Raw genomic sequence first — 22,029 nt, forward strand, 5'->3', positions numbered from 1 at the left:
GGAGGAAATAAATAAATGGATTTAAAACAATATGTTTCAGAAGTACAAGATTGGCCTAAAGAAGGCGTCAATTTCAAAGATATCACAACGATTATGGATAATGGGGAAGCTTATGGTTATGCGACAGATCAAATCGTTGAATTTGCTAGAGAAAAAGAAGTAGATATCGTTGTAGGTCCTGAAGCACGTGGCTTTATCATCGGTTGTCCTGTAGCGTATTCAATGGGAATTGGGTTTGCACCAGTACGTAAAGAAGGCAAACTTCCTAGAGAAGTCATCAAATATGAGTACAACTTGGAATATGGTACTAACGTTTTAACTATGCATAAGGATGCTATTAAACCAGGACAACGCGTCTTAATTACTGATGATTTGCTAGCGACAGGCGGCACGATTGAAGCTACAATCAAACTCGTTGAAGAACTAGGAGGTATTGTGGCTGGTATTGCCTTTATCATCGAATTAAAATATTTACATGGTTATGAAAAGATTAAAGACTACGAAGTATTAAGCTTAATTTCATATAATGAGTAAAATAATGTATCGCTTACTAGTGAAGAGTAAGCGATACATTTATTTATTTGCAAAATTTGTTTTTTGTTTTTAAAATAAAAGTTAATTCTACAAGGTAAGCTTGTAAACGACACTGACAAGATAATTGCGAAAGTTCACACAATACGTCGAAGTATAGTGGTTCAATTATCTGTCAATGTATAGTAGAATAGATATATTATTTAATATAAATGTAAGTTGTGATAAAAGGAACGAGTTGAAAATAGGCTGGTAACCTATATAACTATTGTCGAAATACGAAATATTCAAACAAACTGACAAGCAGTTTATAAAATAAAATGTACTTAAAAAGAAGATGTGGGGGTGTCTAATGTGAATAATGAATATCCATACAGCGCAGATGAAGTCTTATATAAAGCAAAATCCTACTTATCCAAAGAGGAGTATGAACATGTCTTGAAAAGCTATCATATCGCATATGAAGCGCATCAAGGCCAATTCAGAAAAAATGGTTTGCCTTATATTATGCACCCGATTCAAGTAGCTGGTATTTTAACTGAGATGCATCTTGACGGACCGACTATTGTTGCAGGCTTCTTACATGATGTAATTGAGGATACTCCTTACACATTTGATGACGTAAAAGCGATGTTTAACGATGAAGTAGCCATGATTGTTGAAGGGGTTACGAAATTAAAGAAAGTCAAATATCGTTCTAAAGAAGAACAACAAGCTGAGAACCATAGAAAGTTATTTATTGCGATTGCCAAAGATGTACGTGTTATCTTAGTTAAATTAGCAGATAGACTGCATAATATGCGTACTTTAAAAGCGATGCCGAGAGAAAAACAAATTAGAATTTCTAAAGAAACATTAGAGATTTACGCACCTCTTGCACACCGTTTAGGGATTAATACAATCAAATGGGAACTTGAAGATATAGCGCTTCGTTATATCGATGGTGTACAGTACTTCCGTATCGTCAATCTCATGAAGAAAAAACGTAGTGAGCGTGAAGCTTATATTGCAAACGCGATAGACAATATACGTGCTGAAACGGATAAAATGCATATTTCAGGTGAGATTAACGGCCGTCCTAAACATATTTACAGTATCTATCGTAAAATGATGAAACAAAAGAAACAATTCGATCAAATCTTTGATTTATTAGCAGTGCGTATTATTGTTGATTCAATTAAAGATTGTTATGCGGTATTAGGTTTAGTACATACTTTATGGAAACCGATGCCTGGCAGATTCAAAGACTATATTGCGATGCCTAAACAAAACATGTATCAATCGTTGCACACCACTGTTGTAGGTCCAAATGGCGATCCTTTAGAAATTCAAATCAGAACACATGAAATGCATGAAATTGCTGAACACGGGGTTGCGGCGCATTGGGCTTATAAAGAAGGCAAGAAAGTCACTGATGATAATTCAAGTTATGCTAAGAAACTATCATGGTTGAAAGACTTGGCAGAAGCGGATAAAACAGCGAATGATGCACAAGAATTTATGGAATCATTGAAGTTCGATTTACAAAGTGATAAAGTATATGCCTTCACACCACAAAGTGATGTGATTGAATTACCTTATGGTGCAGTTCCGATTGACTTCGCCTATGCCGTACACAGTGAAGTCGGCAACAAAATGATCGGTGCAAAGGTCAATGGTAAAATCGAACCGATTGATTACGTATTGCAAACTGGAGATATTGTTGAAATACGAACAAGCAAACATTCCTATGGACCAAGCAGAGACTGGTTGAAAATTGTTCGTTCTTCCAGTGCAAAAAGCAAAATTAAAAGCTTCTTCAAAAAACAAGACCGTTCTTCAAACATTGAAAAAGGTAAGTTTATGGTAGAAGCGGAAATTAAGGAACAAGGCTTTAAAGTTGATGAAGTATTGACAGAAGCGAATATAGATATCGTCAATCAAAAATATAATTTCTTAAATGAAGATGATTTATTTGCGGCAGTAGGTTTTGGCGGTGTGACATCATCACAAATCGTTAACAAGTTAACGGAAAAACAACGTATTCTTGACAAGCAACGTGCATTGAATGAAGCGCAAGAAGTCACAAAATCTGTACCGATTAAAGACAATATCACCACAGACAGCGGTGTTTATGTTGAAGGTATTGAAAACGTATTGATCAAATTATCTAAATGCTGTAATCCGATTCCAGGTGACGATATTGTAGGTTATATTACTAAAGGACATGGTATTAAAGTACACCGTACAGATTGTCCGAATATCCGAAATGAAAAAGAACGTTTGATCAGCGTAGAGTGGGTGAAATCTAAAGACTCTACACAACGTTATCAAGTTGATTTAGAAGTCACTGCCTATGACCGCAACGGATTACTTAATGAAGTACTACAAGCGGTTAACGCAACTGACAGTAATTTAGTTAAAGTATCAGGTAAATCTGATGTTGAAAAAAATGCTATTATTAATTTAAGTGTGATGGTTAAAAACGTCAACGAAGTATTTAAAGTCGTAGAACGTATTAAACAACTAGGAGACGTCTATACAGTAACAAGAGTTTGGAACTAACTGAGGTGTATATAAATGAGAGTAGTAGTACAACGTGTCAAACAAGCATCTGTAACAAATGAAACGTTAAATAATCAAATTGGAAAAGGTTTATGTTTGTTAGTTGGTGTCGGTAAAGATTCGACTGAAGCAGATGTGCAAGCAGTGGCAAAAAAGATAGCCAATGCAAGAATCTTTGAAGATGAAGAAGGAAAAATGAATTTGAATGTTCAGCAAATCGGGGGTGAGATATTATCTATATCTCAATTCACGTTATATGCTGATGTTAAAAAAGGCAATAGACCTGGCTTTTCAAATTCTAAATCTCCAGATGAAGCAAATCGCTTATACGAAGCATTGAACGATACATTACGTACTTATGACTTAGAAGTTAAGACAGGTGAATTCGGTACTGATATGTTAGTGGATATCGCAAATGACGGTCCTGTGACGATTATTTATGAAAGTCAGGACGGCAAAGTGATATGAACCGAATAGAACGGTGGTTTAAAAAGCATAGACTTAAACCGATTCCCGTACTCATTGCTGCACTCTTAATTATTATTGTTGTATTTACGATAATTCTCGTTGCCAATTATCAAGATAAACATGATGATAGTGTAACAATGAAAGAAGATGCAGAATTAAGAACGGGTCCTAACGCCGTTTATCCTGAGATTTTTCCTGCTGAAAAAGGTGAAACATTCCATAAACTTGATAAAAAAGGTAAATGGATTTATGTTGAAACGAGTAATGGCAAGCAAAAAGGATGGGTGGCTGGATGGCATACGGATTTAGATATTCCGCCAGATAATGATCCGAATGCTAAGCCGTTAAAAGGCAAAGTGATTGTACTGGACCCTGGTCATGGCGGTGGTGACCAGGGAGCAGCCAGTGGCACTAAGTATAAATCTTTAGAAAAAGTTTATACTTTAAAAACTGGATTGGAGTTAAAAAAGAAACTTGAGCAAGAAGGCGCAACTGTTAAAATGACGCGTGACAATGATAATTACGTCAAACTGAAAGATAGAAATCTTAAAGGTGATGCGTTTATCAGCTTACATAATGACGCTTTGGAGTCTCCTGAAGCAAATGGCGCAACAGTATATTGGTACAAGAAAAAACAAGAAGATTTAGCACAAGTTTTAAGTATGAGTATACAGAAAAAAGGTTTGCTGTCACCTAAAGGTGCGAGACAGGAAAATTATCAAGTATTGCGTCAATCTAAAATACCAGCTGTGTTAATTGAACTAGGGTATATCAGTAATCCAACAGATGAGATGATGATACGAGATAAATTGCATCGCCAAATATTAGAACAGTCTATTGTTGATGGTTTGCGTATGTATTTTTCAGCTTAAATAGTTGCAATCAATGCTTAAAATCGTTATGATAGTATCTGAATAAAATAATTAAAACCGTTACGATTCTTGAATAGACATTACGAAATGATACAAGAGAAATAATCCTAGGCTGAAAGATTATTCAGAGTAATTTTGTCATTATTGAACACAAGAAGAGGTGAAGGTAAATAGTTTCTGTTTATCTTCCGTACAACATACGTTAAATGTTTAAAGTGGAACTGTGCTATACAGTTCAATTAGGGTGGCAACACGGAAAATTCGTCCCTTGTGTGATAGTGATATCATACAAGGGGCTTTTTTATTTCTAAAAGGAAGTGACGATATGATTAAAATCCCACGTGGTACACAAGATATTCTGCCTGATCAAAGCAGAAAATGGAGATATATTGAAACAAAATTAGATGAATTAATGGAACTTTATAATTATAAAGAAATTCGCACACCTATTTTTGAAAGCACTGACTTATTCGCAAGAGGTGTCGGCGATTCAACAGATGTTGTACAAAAAGAAATGTATACATTCAAAGATAAAGGTGATCGCAGTATTACATTAAGACCAGAAGGTACTGCAGCAGTAGTTCGTTCATACATTGAAAATAAAATGCAAGGTGATCCGAACCAACCGATTAAACTTTACTATAATGGTCCGATGTTCAGATATGAACGTAAACAAAAAGGGCGTTATCGTCAATTTAATCAATTCGGTGTAGAAGCAATCGGTGCCGAAGATCCAAGTATTGATGCTGAAGTTTTAGCAATGGTAATGCATATCTATGAATCATTCGGCTTAAAACACTTGAAACTTGTGATTAATAGTGTGGGTGACTTTGATTCTCGTAAGGAATATAACGAAGCGTTAATTAAGCACTTTGAACCTGTCATTGATACGTTCTGTAGTGACTGCCAATCTCGCTTGTATACGAATCCAATGCGTATTTTGGATTGTAAAGTGGATAGAGATAAAGAAGCGGTTAAAACTGCACCACGCATCACAGAATATTTAAACGAAGAATCAAAAGCTTATTATGAACAAGTTAAAAGTTATTTAGATGAATTAGGTATTCCTTATGTGGAAGATCCAAACTTAGTTCGTGGTCTGGATTATTATACACACACTGCTTTTGAATTAATGATTGACAGTCCAGATTATGATGGTGCCATCACAACACTATGCGGCGGCGGACGTTACAATGGTTTATTAGAATTACTAGATGGACCAAAACAAACAGGTATTGGTTTCGCATTAAGTATTGAACGTTTACTACTTGCGTTAGAAGAAGAAGGTATCGAAATCGAAGATGAAGATCATTTAGATTTATTTATTGTAACGATGGGTGAAAAAGCGGACCGTTACGCAGTTAAATTATTAAATGATTTACGCCATCACGGTATTAAAGCAGATAAAGATTACTTGAAACGTAAAATTAAAGGTCAAATGAAGCAAGCGAACCGTGTAGGAGCTGAATATACGATTGTAATAGGCGACCAAGAACTTGAAGATGGAAATATCAATATCAAACATATGGAGAGCGGAGAATCAGAAGCGATTCAACTCACGGATTTAGTTTCATATTTTGAAGAGAAGAAAGCGAAATAAGAGGAGAGAGTAATTATGAGTAAAAGAACAACTTATTGTGGTCTTGTAACGGAAGACCTTTTAGGACAACACGTCACTTTAAAAGGATGGGTACACAATCGTCGTGACTTAGGTGGATTAATCTTTGTTGATTTACGTGACCGTGAAGGCTATGTACAAATCGTCTTCAACCCAGACTTTTCTAAAGAGGCATTAGAAGTTGCGGAATCTATCCGTTCTGAATACGTGATTGAAGTTGAAGGTACAGTAACAAAACGTGATCCTGAAACTGTAAACCCTAAAATTAAAACAGGTAATGTTGAAGTACAAGTTGATAAAATCAATATCATCAACAAAGCACAAACTCCGCCATTTTCAATAAATGATGATTCACAACAAGTGGATGAAAATATCCGTTTAAAATATCGTTATTTAGATTTAAGAAGACAAGAACTTGCGCAAACAATTAAAATGCGTCACCACATTACACGCGCAATTCATGAATATTTAGATAAAGAAGGTTTCTTAGATATCGAAACACCTTTCTTAACTAAATCAACACCAGAAGGTGCACGTGACTATTTAGTACCATCTCGTGTGCATGAAGGTAAATTCTATGCGCTACCGCAATCACCACAATTGTTCAAACAATTATTGATGATCAGCGGCTTCGATAAATATTACCAAATCGTAAAATGTTTCCGTGACGAAGACTTACGTGCAGACAGACAACCTGAATTCACGCAAGTCGATATTGAAATGAGTTTCGTAGACCAAGAAGATGTTATGGAACTTGGTGAAGACATGCTGAAAAGTGTTGTAAAAGATGTTAAAGGTGTTGAATTGACTGAACAATTCCCACGTATGACATACGCAGAAGCTATGTCACGTTATGGTTCTGATAAACCAGATACACGTTTTGACATGGAGTTATTGGATGTTTCAAAACTAGGAGAAACAATGGACTTCAAAGTCTTTAAAGATACAGTAGAAAAAGGCGGAGAAGTAAAAGCATTAGTTGCGAAAGGTGCTTCAGACAAATATACACGTAAAGATATTGATAAATTAACTGAGTTTGTGAATATCTATGGTGCAAAAGGATTAGCTTGGGTCAAAGTTGTTGAAGATGGCTTAAGCGGACCAATCGCAAGATTCTTTGAAGTTGAAAATGTTGAAACATTAAAATCTTTAACAGATGCAGAAGCAGGAGATTTAGTATTATTTGTTGCAGATAAACCAAGTGTTGTCGCACAAAGTTTAGGTGCATTACGTGTAAAATTAGCGCATGAGTTAGGCTTAATTGATGAAGATAAATTAAACTTCTTATGGGTAACAGATTGGCCGTTACTTGAATATGATGAAGATGAAAAACGCTATGTAGCAGCGCACCATCCTTTCACATCACCTAAAGATGAAGATTTAGACAAATTAGATTCTGAACCAGAAAGAGCACAAGCGAAAGCGTACGATATCGTATTAAACGGTTATGAATTAGGCGGCGGTTCAATCAGAATCCACAATGGTGATATTCAAGAAAAAATGTTTGAAGTCTTAGGCTTTACAAAAGAAGAAGCACAAGATCAATTCGGCTTCTTACTTGATGCATTCAAATATGGTGCACCACCACATGGCGGTATCGCATTAGGTCTTGACCGCTTCGTCATGTTATTAACAGGACGTACAAACTTACGTGATACAATCGCATTCCCTAAAACTGCGTCAGCTGTATCATTAATGACACAAGCACCAAGTGAAGTTTCTAATAAACAATTAGAAGAATTAGCATTGCGCATTCGTCATTAATAGAAAAATTACACTTTGAGAGTGTTTATATTTGCAATTACCATTTTATGTGGTAATATCTAAGTATAAGATAGTCGTCTGAAATACTCGTAGTTTGCTGTATGTATTTTGACCTAACACTCTTTGATCAGGGAGTCCAATAGGTTTTCTTGCAGCGCACACGCCTCTTAAGGAGGACTTGCAAAACAAGAAACAGGGCACCCACCTGTAATTAGCAGGCCAAAATGATCAAGCTCTAATAACTACGGTACAACGGATTCTATCGTACGTAGGACTTCGGTCCTACGTATTTTTTTTTATTTTCTTTTCAAAGTTTGGCTTTTTCACGAAATAATATTATCTAAATTTGTTATAATGGTATATGGTAGTAAAGTTAGATTAAAGGAGTATAGATTTGATGAAACATCAATTTTCACGTAATGAATTGGCATACGGTAAAGAGGGACTTGATTTATTAAAACAACAAACAGTTGCAGTACTTGGCGTTGGAGGCGTTGGGTCTTTTGCAGCAGAAGCTTTAGCTAGAACAAATATCGGCCATATCATTTTAATTGATAAAGATGATGTGGACATTACTAATGTGAACCGTCAATTACATGCACTTACAACGACTATCGGTCAAAGTAAAGTGACATTGATGGAAGAACGTATCAAATTAATCAATCCTGATTGTAAAGTAACTTCTTTACATATGTTCTATACCGAAGAAACGTATGAACAACTGTTCAATGATTATGATATTGATTACATTATTGATGCGAGCGACACAATTATTTATAAAGTGCATTTGATGAAAGAATGTTTGAAACGCGGCATTAAAATCATTTCTAGTATGGGTGCTGCAAATAAAACAGATCCAACACGTTTCCAAATTGCCGATATTTCTAAAACGAATACAGATCCTATCGCAAAAATAATTAGACAAAAATTGAAAAAAGAAGGTATTAAAAAAGGGATTCCAGTTGTTTTTTCAGATGAAAGTCCAATCGTCATCAGAGAAGATGTTAAAGAAACAGTCGGCGATAAAAATGCGGCAACGCGTAAAGGTCAAATGCCACCATCTTCAAATGCATTTGTGCCAAGTGTAGTAGGCTTAATTTGTGCAAGTTATGTCATCAACGATGTCTTAAAAGATATACCTGTGACTAGAATCAAAGATAAAAACCAAAAAAAAAAGGCTGATGTAGAATCGTAGACTGACTACGATTCTTCTATCAACCTTAATTAACGCTTGTTTTGCTGCTTAGTAATATTGTCATAGATTTGTTTAAGTTGCTGTTCAGTTTTAGATGTTGTTTTAGGATGGTAATAATGTCTGTTTTTAAGTTTATCCGGCAGATATTGCTGTGGTATAAAGCCATTCTCAGAATCATGCGGATATTGATAACCAATTGCATGACCTAATTCTTTAGCGCCTTTATAATGACCATCTTTAAGATGATTAGGCACTTGGCCGACATAACCTTTTCTAATATCAGATAAAGCAGCGTCAATGGCTTTGATACCTGAATTTGATTTAGGTGATAAGCATAATTCAATAACTGCTTGACTGAGCGGAATGCGTGCTTCTGGAAATCCTAAACGTTCTGCAGATTCAATGGCAGCGAGTGTACGTTGCCCGGCACCAGGGGATGCTAAACCGATATCTTCATAGCTGATCACTAGTAATCTTCTCGCGATGGTTGGGAGATCTCCTGCTTCAATCAGTCGTGCAAGATAATGTAATGCGGCATCAGTATCACTGCCTCGAATTGATTTTTGGAAAGCACTCATGACATCATAGTGCATGTCACCATCTTTATCACTGACAAAGCTGCCTTTTTGCATACAATCTTTGGCATCTTCTAAAGAAACGTGAATTTTGTCATTCTCATCAGGTTTAGCACTTAGTACTGAAAGTTCTAAGGCGTTTAAAGCACTGCGCACATCACCGTGACTTTGAGTAGAGAAGTATTGCATTGCATCATGATCAACTGTTGCATGATAGGTAGCAAGACCGCGTTCTTCATCAGCTAAAGCGCGTTCTAATGCTACAGCAACATCTTCTTCTGTCAGAGGATAGAGTTCAAATATCTGTGCTCGTGAACGAATAGCAGGATTAATCGCATGGTACGGATTGGATGTTGTCGCACCAATAAGTACAATTTTTCCGTTCTCTAAGTGAGGTAACAGGAAATCTTGTTTAGCTTTATCTAAACGATGGATTTCATCAAGCAGTAAAATGACTTGACCAGACATTTTCGCTTCTTCAACCACCATTTGCATGTCTTTTTTGGTATTTGTCACAGCGTTTAATTGTCTGAACTTAAACTGTGTAGAACCTGCGATGGCTTTCGCAATACTGGTTTTTCCAATACCAGGAGGTCCATAAAAAATCATTGAAGTCAGTCGTTTGGATTCAACCATTCTTCTAATGATACCTTTTGGACCAACTAAGTGTTGTTGTGATATGATTTCATCTAGGTTTTGCGGACGCATTCTAGATGCTAAAGGTTCGTTAGTCAAGATAGAGTCACACCTTTCTATTACTATATTAACGTAAAAAATGCTAGAATTGAATAAAATAAAATCGGATTAAGCGAGGTAATAAAATGAAAATTTCAACAAAAGGGAGATATGGCTTAACCTTAATGATTTCTCTTGCTAAGAGGGAAGGTCAAGGTTGCGTATCGTTAAAAACTATTGCAGAAGAAAATAAATTAAGTGATCTATACCTAGAACAATTAGTAGGACCTTTAAGAAATGCCGGATTGATTCGTAGTGTACGCGGTGCTAAAGGTGGATACCAACTCCGTGTCCCAGCTGATGAAATTAAAGCCGGAGATATTATTCGCCTGCTTGAAGGTCCGATTTCATTCGTTGAAAGTATAGATTCAGAGCCGCCAGCACAACAAGAACTTTGGTTGCGCATGAGAGACGCAGTCAGAGAAGTATTAGATGGCACAACGTTAAAATATTTAGCAGACTTTAACGATACTGATAAACGCGATAATTACATGTTCTATATTTAATAAGTATTGCAGTTCAACTACAGGTTGTTGGACTGCATTTTTTAATGCGTAATATGGATATGTTTATTCAAATTCACATGTGGTATTCATATAATATAACTAGATTTGAAATAATTGGAGGAATCGATTATGGCAAATAAAGGTGAAGACAAATTAGAACAAGCAAAAGGCAACGTTAAAGAAACAGTAGGTAATGCTACTGATAATAAGAAATTAGAAAATGAAGGTAAAGCAGATAAAGCTTCAGGTAAAGTTGATGAAAAAATCAATGATGCTGCAGACAAAGCAAAAGATGCAGCTGGCAAATTAAAAGATAAATTCAATAAAGATAAATAATTATCAATCAATAAATAGAAATAACGGGCAGAATCATTTAAGGTTCTGCCCGTTATTTGTGTTTTAACCAAAATACTGATCAACGTATATATATTTATTTACGAACTTGTTTCATAACACGTTGTAAGCGTTCGAATGATTCTTTTTGTTTTTCTTGATCATAGATATAACTGATTGCCATCAATTCATCAAACTCGCCGTAGATATCCATGAATTTTTCGATTTGTTGTTTAACAGTTTCTTCTGAACCTACTAATGAAACACCTAAGCGACCTTTTGCCATTTGTAATTCTGCAGGAGTAAGCACATCTGCTAAATTATCAATTGGTGGTTGCAGCGGTTCCATTCTGCCGCGTGTAATGCTCACTGTAACTTGTGCTAATGTTGTTGCTAATTTTTCAGCTTCTTCATCTGTTTCAGCAACAATCGCATTCAAGCATACAATCATATATGGTTTGTCTAATACTTCAGATGGTTCGAATAATTCTTTATAAATGGACATAGCTTCTCTCATTTGTTGCGGTGCAAAGTGACCAGCAAATACATAAGGTAAGCCCATTCTTGCAGCGAGATGTGCAGAGTCTGTAGAAGAACCTAAAATATATAATGGAACGTTTTTATCAACAGCAGGATATGCACGTACGTAGCCTTGTTGGTTTTCCGGTCCGAAGTATTTTTGTAGTTGTGCAACTTCTTCAGGGAACGCATAAACACCATTATGTTGATCTCTGCGTAATGCGCTCGCTGTCATCATATCTGTACCCGGTGCACGACCTAAGCCTAAATCGACTCGGTTTTTAAACATTGTTTCTAATGTACCGAATTGTTCAGCTACGACTAATGGTGCATGGTTTGGCAACATAATACCGCCTGAACCGACACGGATGTTTTTCGTATGCTCTAATGTGTGTTGAATCAATAACGCTGTCGCAGAACTCACTAAATTCGGAGCGTTATGATGTTCTGCAATCCAATATCGTTCATATCCTAATTCATCTAGATGTTGAGCTAAGTCCACCATATTATCGATGGCTTGCTTCTCATCTTCACCTGATTTAACAGGTACTAAATTGAGTGCAGAAACTTTAATTTCACTCACATAAAGACCTCCTCGTTTTGAATGATATATTAATTATAACAAGAACAAATATTAGAAAGAATTTTATTGCTTAAAGCATGTGCTTTGCATGTTATAATATTTGTGGAACAGAGTACTAGAAAAATTGTAGTGTTGGTGCTAGAATTGGAACATTGATAAAATTGTGAGGAAGTGTCTGACAAATGGAAGTATATGCAGATTATGCAGCAACAACTCCAGTAAAAGAAGAAGTAATTGATAAGATGATGGAATTGTATGCGAAGCATTATGGCAATCCTTCATCCATTCATCGTGTAGGTAGAGATGCCAGACAATATTTAGATGCATCACGTAGAGAAATTGCGTCATTATTAAGCGCAACGCCTAATGAAGTGATTTTCACTAGTGGGGCAACTGAATCTAATAATACTGCGATTAAAGGGTTAGCATATGCTAATCAACATAAAGGAAAGCATTTAATTACATCAAAAATTGAACATCATTCTGTCTTGCATGTATTTGAACAACTAGAGCGTGAAGGCTTTCACGTTACGTATTTAGATGTTGATCGTGAAGGTATCATCGATTTAGAACAATTAAAGGCAGCTATGAGTGATGAAACTATTCTTGTTTCTATCATGTTTGTGAACAATGAAGTAGGTACCGTACAGCCGATGTATGATATAGAAGACATCGTTAAAGCACATGATGCTTATTTACATGTGGATGCTGTACAAGCAGTTGAACATCTGCCGATTGAATTTGATGATTTTAAATTCGATACAATGAGTATAACAGCACATAAATTCGGTGGCCCTAAAGGTGTCGGTGCATTGTTAGTTAAACCGAAGACACCTATTCAATTTTCACAACTTGGCGGTGAACAAGAAACAAAACGTCGTGCAGGAACAGAAAATGTACCGCAAATTGCGGGAATGGCTGAAGCATTAAAGTTAGCTACAGAACATCGTGATGAAAACAACATTCATTTAATGAATCTTAAAGAAACATTTTTAGTCAACTTACAAGAACGCAGTATTCCATTTGAAGTGAACGGTTCAATGACCGATACAACAGGACATATCTTGAACTTGTACTTCCCATTCATCGATGTGGAAACGATGTTAACTTTGCTTGATTTAGCGAATATTGCAGTCTCATCAGGCTCTGCATGTACTGCAGGTTCAACTACACCATCACATGTCTTAGCAGCCATGTATGGTGATGACGACCCTAGAACAAAACAATCTATCCGCTTCAGTTTTAACGAATTAACAACTGAACGTGACATTAAATATATCGTAGCAGAAATACAGAAAATTTATTTGAAATTTAAGGAGGAATAAGCGTGAGCAACCAAGATACTCGTGTTGTAGTAGGAATGTCTGGCGGCGTAGACAGCTCAGTGACTGCCTATCTTTTAAAAGAACAAGGCTATGACGTCATCGGTATTTTCATGAAAAACTGGGATGACACTGATGAAAATGGCGTTTGTACCGCGACAGAAGACTACAATGACGTGATTGCTGTTTGTAACCAAATCGGTATACCGTATTATGCGGTAAACTTCGAAAAAGAATACTGGGATAAAGTCTTTACTTACTTCCTAGATGAATATAAAAAAGGACGCACACCAAATCCTGATGTGATGTGTAATAAAGAAATTAAGTTCAAAGCATTTTTAAACCATGCTATGAAACTCGGTGCAGATTATGTGGCGACAGGCCATTATGCACAAGTAAGACGCAATGAAGATGGCACAGTAGAAATGCTGCGTGGTGTGGATAATAATAAAGACCAAACATATTTCTTAAATCAACTGACACATGAACAACTATCAAAAGTAATGTTTCCACTTGGCGGCATGGAGAAATCAGAAGTCAGAGAAATCGCGTTAGCACAAGATTTAGCAACTGCGAAGAAAAAAGATTCGACAGGAATCTGCTTTATCGGCGAACGAAACTTCAAAGATTTCTTATCTAATTATTTACCAGCGCAATCTGGTGATATGCGCACATTAAACGGTAAAAAAATGGGAACACACGGCGGTTTAATGTATTACACAATCGGTCAACGTCATGGTCTAGGTATCGGCGGCGATGGAGATCCATGGTTTGTTGTAGGTAAAAACCTTGAAGATAATGTGTTATATGTAGAACAAGGTTTCCATCATGATGCATTGTACAGTGATTATTTGATCGCTTCTGACGTTTCACTTGTGAACGATATCGACTTATCACAAGGTTATCGTTGTACCGCAAAATTTAGATATCGTCAAAAAGATACAGGGGTGACAGTGACACAAATCGGTGATGATCAAATCCGTGTTGATTTTGATGAACCAGTACGTGCAATCACACCTGGACAAGCCGTTGTATTATATGATGGCGACGTTTGCTTAGGTGGCGCAACAATTGATGATGTTTATAAAAATGAAGGTCAACTCACATATGTTGTCTAAATTTTAATCAGGGACTAGGACTTTCCTAGTCTCTTTTTTACATAGTTTCAAGTTTTTCTGATAAAATAAAGAGTTGAATAAGAAAGAAATGAGGACTAAGCATGAAACAAGAAGAAATTTATCAGTTAATTAAAGAAGGTCAATTTGAAACAGCGTTAAAAGCACTGTTTGAAAATATTGATGCACATCCTGAAGACATTGAAAACTACATTAATTCAGGTATTCTGCTTGCGGAAGCAGGTGAAATTGAAAAAGCTGAGAAATTTTTCCAAAAAGCTTTAACTATCGATCCGAACAACGGTGCGATTTATTATAATTTAGCTAATGTTTATTATAATGCAGAAAGTTTTAATGATGCGATTAAACTTTATCAACAAGCACTCAAAACAGGTGTCGATGAAGCGGATACCAATTATATGATAGGGATGTCATTTAATAACTTAGGTGACTATAAATCTGCATTACCTTTCCTTATGCGTGCTGCAGAATTAGATCAAAATAAAGATGAAGAAATTCAATTCCAATACGGTTTAGTCCTATGTCATTTGGAATTGTTTGACCAAGCTGTCAAACAGTTAGATACCGTGTTAAATATAAATCCCAAACATACAGACGCATTATATAACCGTGGTTTAGCGGGTTATATGTTTACTGAAGAAATCTATGAAGCAATCCCATACTTTGAAAAAGCAATAGAGATTGATCCAGAACATTTATTAAGTCAGCATGCACTTAAAACATTCACCCAATTTGATGCAGAGGAGGAATAAATTTGGAGAACCCTACATTGTTTGACTATTCGATGGTCAAAGGAACAGTAGAAGCAATCTTATTTCAAAATAAAGATAATTTCTATACCGTATTAAAAGTAGATCCGATTGAAACCAATGAAGATTTTGATAATATGCCTACAATTGTGGGGTTCTTTCCTGAAATTGCTGAAGGCGATGTTTATACCTTCAAAGGTCAAGCTGTGACACACCCTAGATACGGCAAACAATTAAAAGCTGAAACTTTCGAAAAAGAAGTACCGCAAACAAAAGATGCGATTATCAGTTACTTATCAAGTGATTTGTTTAAAGGTGTCGGTAAGAAAACGGCTGAAAATATCGTAAATACACTTGGTGAAAATACCATCAATAAAATTTTAGATGATCGTTCAGTCCTAGAAGAAGTACCGAATTTATCTAAAAAGAAACAAAGCCAAATCGCAGATCAAATCTACAGTAATCAAGAAGTAGAAAAAATTATGATCAGACTTCATGATTTAGGCTTCGGTCCGAAATTAGCGATGAGCATCTATCAAGTTTATCAAAGTGATACCTTACAAACGATTGAGAAAAACCCGTATGATCTTGTCTATGATGTACGTGGTGTCGGTTTCCATAAAGCAGATACTTTAGCTAAGAATTTAGGCATAGAATATAACGCCCCTGAACGCTTAAAAGCAGGTCTGCTTTATACGATAGAAGAAGAGTGTATTAAACAAGGTCATACATTTTTACCTAAAGATTATGTATTAGAAACTTCGTTAGAGATGTTAAGCAAGGGATATGACCAAACGATAGATGCCAGTATGTTAGAAAAAATGATACTTGAATTGACAGAAGAAAGTAAGTTGGTGGAAGCGGATGAAACACTTTCTATCCCAAGCTTATATTATTCAGAAGTCAAAAGTGTGCAGAACCTGTATCGTATTGCGTCACATCAAGCTAAATTAGAGAATATCGAACAATCTGACTTACAAATCAATATTGGTGAAATCGAGGAAATGAATGGAGTCAACTACGCATCTTCTCAAAAAGAAGCACTTGAAACAGCGATTAATTCAAAAGTCATGCTGTTGACAGGTGGTCCAGGTACAGGTAAAACAACGGTTATCAAAGGCATCGTTGAACTCTATGCGGAAACGCAAGGTTTATCCTTATCCTATGACGATTACCAAGAAGATGATTATCCGATAGCGCTTGCTGCACCTACAGGACGTGCAGCCAAACGTTTACAAGAATCAACTGGACTTGAAGCAATGACTATCCACCGTTTAATCGGCTGGAGTCAAGATACCAAGCCTGAAGATGTCTTAGAAAATGAAATTACTGCTAAGCTCATCATTATTGATGAAATGTCAATGGTAGATACATGGTTGTTTCATCAGTTCTTGAATGCAGTACCGATTGATGCACAAATCATTTTAGTCGGAGATGAAGACCAATTACCATCAGTCGGCCCAGGACAAGTCTTTAAAGATTTAATTGATGCGAAAGTCATTCCACGTGTTAATTTAACTGAAGTCTACCGTCAACAAGATGGTTCTAGTATCATTGAACTCGCACATAAAATGAAATTAGGTCAGCCGATAGACATTACTGAGCGATTCCACGATCGCAGCTTTATTCCTTGTACAGCTGAACAAATACCAGATGTAGTCAATAAAGTGGTGAGTTCTGCTGTTAAAAAAGGCTACGATATGAGCGATATTCAAGTCTTGGCTCCGATGTATCGCGGCAGTGCCGGCATTAAGCGTTTAAATAAAGTATTACAAGATATCTTGAATCCTAAAGCTGAAGATGCAAGAGAGATTGAGTTCGGAGAAGCGGTCTTTAGAAAGGGCGACAAAGTCTTACAACTTGTGAATCGTCCTAATGATAATATTTTCAATGGTGATATCGGTGTGATTGTCGGTATCTTCTGGGCACGTGAAAACGAATTAAATAAAGATATACTTGTCGTTGATTTCGAAGGCAATGAAATTACATTTACCAAACAAGATATGATGGAGTTAACACATGCTTATTGTACTTCCATTCATAAAGCACAAGGTTCAGAGTTTCCAATTGTTATTATGCCGATTGTAAAACAATATTATCGCATGTTGCAGCGTCCGATTATCTATACAGGACTTACACGTGCCAAACAATCTTTAGTTTTTCTTGGTGACAGCCAAGCCTTTGACATCGGTATGAAGACCCATGGCCAAGTTCGTATGACGAGACTCGCACAATTGCTCAGAGATTACTTCGGTCATGAGAGTGAAACAAATGAAGAACAAGCAGATGAACAAATAAATGATCAAACAACCTCAGCACCTGCACAACAACTCGTAGAATTAACAGAAGCAACGATTTATGAAATTGACCCGATGATTGGTATGGGTAAGGTCACACCTTATACTTTTAATCATGAATAAAGTGTTGTGTGAAGTATGATATATGTTGACTTTTAAAGTCTGTCAGACTAAAATAAAATTAATTCGCATAAAGCCGAGTAAGCAAATCGTTATGCCTAAGAGAGGTACCGGGTGGTGTAAGGTATCGCATCATTTGCTGAACGCTACTTTATGTCAGTCCGTATAAGAACAAGAGTGATGCAGGATAATTTGCTGCATAACTAGGGTGGTACCGCGATGCATTCGTCCCTTTGAGGATGAATGCATTTTTATTTTGTGAAAGAACCTATACGGCAATGTTTTAAATATGTATATTAGGAGTGAGTTATTTATGAAGCGATTAAAAGCAAGTGAAATCAGACAAAATTTCATTGATTACTTTAAAGAAAATGGACATATGGTCGAACCTTCTGCACCTTTAGTACCGATTGATGACGATTCATTATTATGGATCAACTCAGGTGTTGCGACATTAAAAAAATACTTTGATGGACGAGAAATTCCAAAAAAACCACGTATCGTGAACGCGCAAAAAGCGATTCGTACAAACGATATTGAAAACGTTGGTTTTACTGCACGTCACCATACTTTCTTTGAAATGTTAGGGAACTTTTCTATTGGTGATTATTTCAAACGTGAAGCGATTGAATTTGCTTGGGAATTCTTAACTAGTGATCGTTGGATGGGTATGGAACCTGAAAAATTATACGTGACCATTCACCCTGAAGATATGGAAGCTTTCGATTTATGGCACGATGTCATCGGTTTAGATGAAAGCCGTATTATTCGTATTGAAGGCAACTTCTGGGATATCGGTGAAGGTCCATCAGGTCCGAACACAGAAATCTTCTATGACCGTGGTCCAGACTATGGTCAAGATGATCCAGCTGAAGAAATGTATCCAGGTGGCGAAAACGAACGTTACTTAGAAGTATGGAACTTAGTCTTTAGTGAATTCAACCATAATCCTGATCATACGTATACACCACTTCCAAATAAAAACATTGATACCGGCATGGGTCTAGAACGTATGGCATCGATTGCGCAAAATGTACGTACTAACTATGAAACTGACCTATTTATCCCAATCATTGAAGAAGTTGAACAAATTTCAGGTAAGAAATATCAACAAGATGCTACGCAAGATGTTGCATTCAAAGTCATTGCGGATCATATCAGAACCATCGCATTCGCAATCGGTGATGGCGCTTTACCAGCAAATGAAGGCCGCGGTTATGTCTTACGCCGTTTATTACGTCGTGCAGTTCGTTTCAGTCAATCTTTAGATATCAACAAACCATTTATGTATGAACTTGTCGATACAGTGGCAGACATTATGGAACCTTACTATCCAGAAGTAAAACAAAAAGCAGATTTCATTAAACGTGTCATTAAATCTGAAGAAGAACGTTTCCACGAAACATTAGAAGAAGGCTTAGCAATTTTAAATCAATTTATCAAAACAGCTAAAAAAGGCGATAAAATGATTAAAGGTGAAGATGCGTTCAAATTATATGATACGTATGGTTTCCCAGTTGAATTGACTGAAGAAATCGCTGGTAACGAAGGTTTAAGTGTCGATATGGCGACATTCGAAACAGAAATGCAGCAACAAAGAGATCGTGCACGTCAAGCACGTCAAAATTCACAATCAATGCAGATTCAAAGTGAAGTGTTGAAAAATATTACGACAGATAGTGAATTTGTCGGTTATACACATACAGATTATCAAACGGAGTTAACAGACTTAATTTATAATGGCGAAGCGGTAGAACAAGCAGATGCGGGTGAGACAGTTTACTTTATCTTAAAACAAACACCATTCTACGCTGTTTCAGGTGGTCAAGTGGCTGACCAAGGTACAGTCGGCAATGACAACTTCGAAATTGAAGTGACTGAAGTAACGAAAGCACCAAATGGTCAAAACTTGCATAAAGGTATCGTGCAATTCGGTCAAGTCACAAAAGGCGCACAAGTCGACGCTTCAGTTAACCAAGAAGAACGTCGTGCTATAACGAAAAATCATAGTGCAACCCACTTATTACATGCTGCGCTGAAAGAAGTGTTAGGTGACCATGTCAATCAAGCAGGTTCACTCGTTGAAGGCGAACGTTTACGTTTTGACTTCTCACATTTCGGTCCTGTGACTAAAGAAGAATTAGAACAAATTGAACGTCGTGTCAATGAACAAATCTGGAACGGCATCAATGTTTCAATCAAAGAAATGCCGATTGAAGAAGCCAAAGCTTCAGGTGCAATGGCATTATTCGGTGAAAAATATGGCGATATTGTCCGTGTTGTAGATATGAAACCATTCTCAATTGAATTATGCGGCGGTATTCATGTTCAAAACACATCAGAAATCGGTTTATTTAAAATTGTCAGCGAATCAGGTACAGGTGCTGGTGTCAGACGTATTGAAGCCTTAACAGGTAAAGCAGCATTCTTATACCTTGAAGGTATCCAAGATAAATTCAATGAAGTGAAACACTTAGTGAAAGCTAAAGACGATACGCAAGTGGCTGAAAAAGTAACACACGTGATTGACAGCGAAAAACAATTACACAAACAATTAGAACAACGTAACCAAGAAATCACTGCACTAAAAATGGGCAGCTTAGATGATCAAGTTGAAGACATTAACGGGTTGAAAGTATTAGCGTTACAAGTAGAAGCAGACAATGCGAAAGCCTTAAGACAAACTATGGATGATTTCAAATCTAAATTACAAGATGCGGTCATTATCTTAGCAAGTGATGTCGGTGGTAAAGTTGCTTTAGTTGCGACGGTACCGAAATCAGAGACAAATAAAGTCAAAGCAGGCGACATTATTAAAGAAATGGCACCTGTTGTCGGCGGTAAAGGAGGCGGTCGTCCAGATATGGCACAAGGCGGCGGCAGCGAGCCAAGTAAGATAACAGATGCATTACAATTCATTAAAAACTACATTAAATCACTATAATCTCCTTGCACTCTCATGTAGAATAGAGGATGTATCAGCCTACTATAGTAGAAGGAGTGTGTAGTAAAATGAACAATTTTGATAAAACAATGCGTTTCAATATTGAAGAAGTACCAAAAGATGATGTTAAATCCGTGCTGACTAATGTGTATCGTACCCTTGAAGAACGTGGTTATAATCCAGTAAACCAAATTGTAGGATATTTACTTTCAGGAGATCCTGCGTATATCCCACGTCATAACGAAGCAAGAAATCAAATCAGACGTATCGATCGTGATGATATCATGGAAGAACTTGTTTCTAATTATTTGAAGGTATCAGATAAAGAATAATCAATGTTATCACATAAAATTATCGGATTAGATGTTGGCAGCAAAACAGTCGGCGTTGCTGTGAGCGACTTAATGGGTTGGACTGCTCAAGGCTTAGATACACTCCGAATCAATGAAGAAGAAAATGAATTAGGTATAGACCGCTTGGCAGCTATCATCAAACAAGAGGATGCAGATACTGTCGTGATAGGATTACCGAAGAACATGAATAATTCTATTGGATTTAGAGGCGAAGCTTCGTTAAAATACAAAGAAGCACTCCTTGAAGCATTACCAGATCTTAAAGTGGTAATGTGGGATGAGCGCCTAAGTACAATGGCAGCTGAAAGGTCATTGTTAGAAGCAGATGTTTCTAGAAAAAAACGCAGCAAGGTCATCGATAAAATGGCAGCTGTGTTTATCTTGCAAGGCTATTTAGATTCACTTTAATTTACCGTAAAAGGAGCGTTATTTATGTCAGAGAAAAATCAAAATCAAGAAGCGGAATTACAAATCAATAACGATGAGGAATTATTAACTTTATTCGATGAAGAAGGCAATGAAGTCCTTTATCGTAAAGTATTAGAATTTTATCATCCTGAATTTGACAAAGAATATGTCATTTTAGCTGAAGAAGGCGAAGCGTCAGACGACGATGATATGATTGAATTAATTCCGATGATCAATGTCCCAGATGAGTCTGGTGACGGCGGTAAATTCTTACCAGTTGAAACTGAAGAAGAGTGGGACATGATTGAAGAAATCGTTAACACTGAAATGGAATAAATGAGCAGTTATGAAGCGGAGGTTATCCTCCGCTTTTTTCGTGCCTCGAAATCCAATTTTCACTTGACTCATAACAAAGTATTTTGCAGATATTCATTCTGAGTACTTAATATTCAATAGG

19 protein-coding genes and 1 other RNA gene are annotated in these 22,029 nt (G+C 36.6%); 18 read left to right on the forward strand and 2 right to left on the reverse strand.

Annotation, left to right across the window (positions count from 1 at the left end; all coding sequences use genetic code 11):
- Positions 1-15 precede the first annotated feature (15 nt).
- From HMPREF3031_RS03215 to HMPREF3031_RS03250, 8 genes are all read left to right on the forward strand, one after another.
- Positions 16-534, forward strand: coding sequence for an adenine phosphoribosyltransferase (locus HMPREF3031_RS03215; protein ID WP_002481118.1), 519 nt, complete (start codon positions 16-18; stop codon positions 532-534).
- A gap of 351 nt (positions 535-885) precedes the next feature.
- Entirely contained in the window at positions 886-3,075 is a 2,190-nt protein-coding gene (locus HMPREF3031_RS03220; RefSeq protein WP_070724597.1) for a RelA/SpoT family protein, read from the forward strand.
- A gap of 15 nt (positions 3,076-3,090) precedes the next feature.
- Positions 3,091-3,543 (forward strand): D-aminoacyl-tRNA deacylase, encoded by a 453-nt coding sequence (dtd, locus tag HMPREF3031_RS03225; RefSeq protein WP_002481116.1) that lies wholly within the window; start codon positions 3,091-3,093, stop codon positions 3,541-3,543.
- A complete protein-coding gene (locus HMPREF3031_RS03230) occupies positions 3,540-4,415 on the forward strand; it encodes an N-acetylmuramoyl-L-alanine amidase family protein (protein ID WP_002481115.1) in 876 nt (291 codons plus the stop codon). Before dtd ends, HMPREF3031_RS03230 begins: the two co-directional genes overlap by 4 nt.
- A gap of 325 nt (positions 4,416-4,740) precedes the next feature.
- A complete protein-coding gene (gene hisS / locus HMPREF3031_RS03235) occupies positions 4,741-6,015 on the forward strand; it encodes a histidine--tRNA ligase (protein ID WP_002481114.1) in 1,275 nt (424 codons plus the stop codon).
- A 15-nt stretch (positions 6,016-6,030) separates the two neighbouring features.
- Positions 6,031-7,797, forward strand: coding sequence for an aspartate--tRNA ligase (gene aspS / locus HMPREF3031_RS03240; RefSeq protein WP_070724600.1), 1,767 nt, complete (start codon positions 6,031-6,033; stop codon positions 7,795-7,797).
- A 72-nt stretch (positions 7,798-7,869) separates the two neighbouring features.
- Positions 7,870-8,060, forward strand: a non-coding RNA gene (ssrS, locus tag HMPREF3031_RS03245) — 6S RNA.
- 134 nt (positions 8,061-8,194) lie between these two features.
- On the forward strand, positions 8,195-8,992 hold the full coding sequence (locus HMPREF3031_RS03250) for a tRNA threonylcarbamoyladenosine dehydratase (RefSeq protein WP_070724601.1): 798 nt from the start codon (positions 8,195-8,197) through the stop codon (positions 8,990-8,992).
- 29 nt (positions 8,993-9,021) lie between these two features.
- Here the strand turns inward: HMPREF3031_RS03250 and HMPREF3031_RS03255 are convergent, their stop codons facing one another.
- Positions 9,022-10,302: a replication-associated recombination protein A gene (locus HMPREF3031_RS03255; protein ID WP_002481111.1), complete on the reverse strand. Its 1,281-nt coding sequence runs from the start codon at positions 10,300-10,302 to the stop codon at positions 9,022-9,024.
- An 86-nt stretch (positions 10,303-10,388) separates the two neighbouring features.
- On the opposite strand from HMPREF3031_RS03255, the gene cymR reads away from it, so the two are divergent.
- Positions 10,389-10,808: a cysteine metabolism transcriptional regulator CymR gene (cymR, locus tag HMPREF3031_RS03260; protein ID WP_002481110.1), complete on the forward strand. Its 420-nt coding sequence runs from the start codon at positions 10,389-10,391 to the stop codon at positions 10,806-10,808.
- A 129-nt stretch (positions 10,809-10,937) separates the two neighbouring features.
- A complete protein-coding gene (locus HMPREF3031_RS03265) occupies positions 10,938-11,144 on the forward strand; it encodes a CsbD family protein (protein WP_002481109.1) in 207 nt (68 codons plus the stop codon).
- 94 nt (positions 11,145-11,238) lie between these two features.
- Here HMPREF3031_RS03265 and HMPREF3031_RS03270 read toward each other — a convergent pair whose 3' ends face one another.
- Positions 11,239-12,243, reverse strand: a complete 1,005-nt coding sequence (locus tag HMPREF3031_RS03270; protein WP_002481108.1) for an LLM class flavin-dependent oxidoreductase — start codon at positions 12,241-12,243, stop codon at positions 11,239-11,241.
- Between the two features lie 182 nt (positions 12,244-12,425).
- Here HMPREF3031_RS03270 and HMPREF3031_RS03275 point away from each other — a divergent pair, with 182 nt between their 5' ends.
- The 8 genes from HMPREF3031_RS03275 (at position 12,426) to HMPREF3031_RS03310 (ending at position 21,908) form a co-directional block, all read left to right on the forward strand.
- Positions 12,426-13,568 carry a cysteine desulfurase family protein gene (locus HMPREF3031_RS03275; protein WP_002481107.1) on the forward strand — a complete coding sequence of 381 codons (1,143 nt, stop codon included), beginning with the start codon at positions 12,426-12,428 and terminating at the stop codon, positions 13,566-13,568.
- Positions 13,569-13,570: 2 nt separating this feature from the next.
- Positions 13,571-14,683 carry a tRNA 2-thiouridine(34) synthase MnmA gene (mnmA, locus tag HMPREF3031_RS03280; protein ID WP_002481106.1) on the forward strand — a complete coding sequence of 371 codons (1,113 nt, stop codon included), beginning with the start codon at positions 13,571-13,573 and terminating at the stop codon, positions 14,681-14,683.
- A gap of 101 nt (positions 14,684-14,784) precedes the next feature.
- Positions 14,785-15,453 carry a tetratricopeptide repeat protein gene (locus HMPREF3031_RS03285; protein ID WP_002481105.1) on the forward strand — a complete coding sequence of 223 codons (669 nt, stop codon included), beginning with the start codon at positions 14,785-14,787 and terminating at the stop codon, positions 15,451-15,453.
- A gap of 2 nt (positions 15,454-15,455) precedes the next feature.
- Positions 15,456-17,870, forward strand: a complete 2,415-nt coding sequence (locus HMPREF3031_RS03290) for an SF1B family DNA helicase RecD2 (RefSeq protein WP_002481104.1) — start codon at positions 15,456-15,458, stop codon at positions 17,868-17,870.
- 310 nt (positions 17,871-18,180) lie between these two features.
- The gene (gene alaS, locus HMPREF3031_RS03295; protein WP_002481103.1) at positions 18,181-20,811 is read left to right on the forward strand and encodes an alanine--tRNA ligase; all 2,631 of its coding nucleotides are present in this window, start codon (positions 18,181-18,183) and stop codon (positions 20,809-20,811) included.
- 68 nt (positions 20,812-20,879) lie between these two features.
- Positions 20,880-21,143 carry an IreB family regulatory phosphoprotein gene (locus HMPREF3031_RS03300; protein ID WP_023015119.1) on the forward strand — a complete coding sequence of 88 codons (264 nt, stop codon included), beginning with the start codon at positions 20,880-20,882 and terminating at the stop codon, positions 21,141-21,143.
- A 3-nt stretch (positions 21,144-21,146) separates the two neighbouring features.
- Positions 21,147-21,572 carry a Holliday junction resolvase RuvX gene (gene ruvX, locus HMPREF3031_RS03305; RefSeq protein WP_002481101.1) on the forward strand — a complete coding sequence of 142 codons (426 nt, stop codon included), beginning with the start codon at positions 21,147-21,149 and terminating at the stop codon, positions 21,570-21,572.
- Positions 21,573-21,596: 24 nt separating this feature from the next.
- Entirely contained in the window at positions 21,597-21,908 is a 312-nt protein-coding gene (locus HMPREF3031_RS03310) for a DUF1292 domain-containing protein (RefSeq protein ID WP_002481100.1), read from the forward strand.
- The last annotated feature ends 121 nt before the right edge of the window (positions 21,909-22,029 follow it).

The organism is Staphylococcus sp. HMSC072B07, from assembly GCF_001815505.1.
GTDB classification, from domain to species: Bacteria; Bacillota; Bacilli; order Staphylococcales; family Staphylococcaceae; genus Staphylococcus; species Staphylococcus simulans.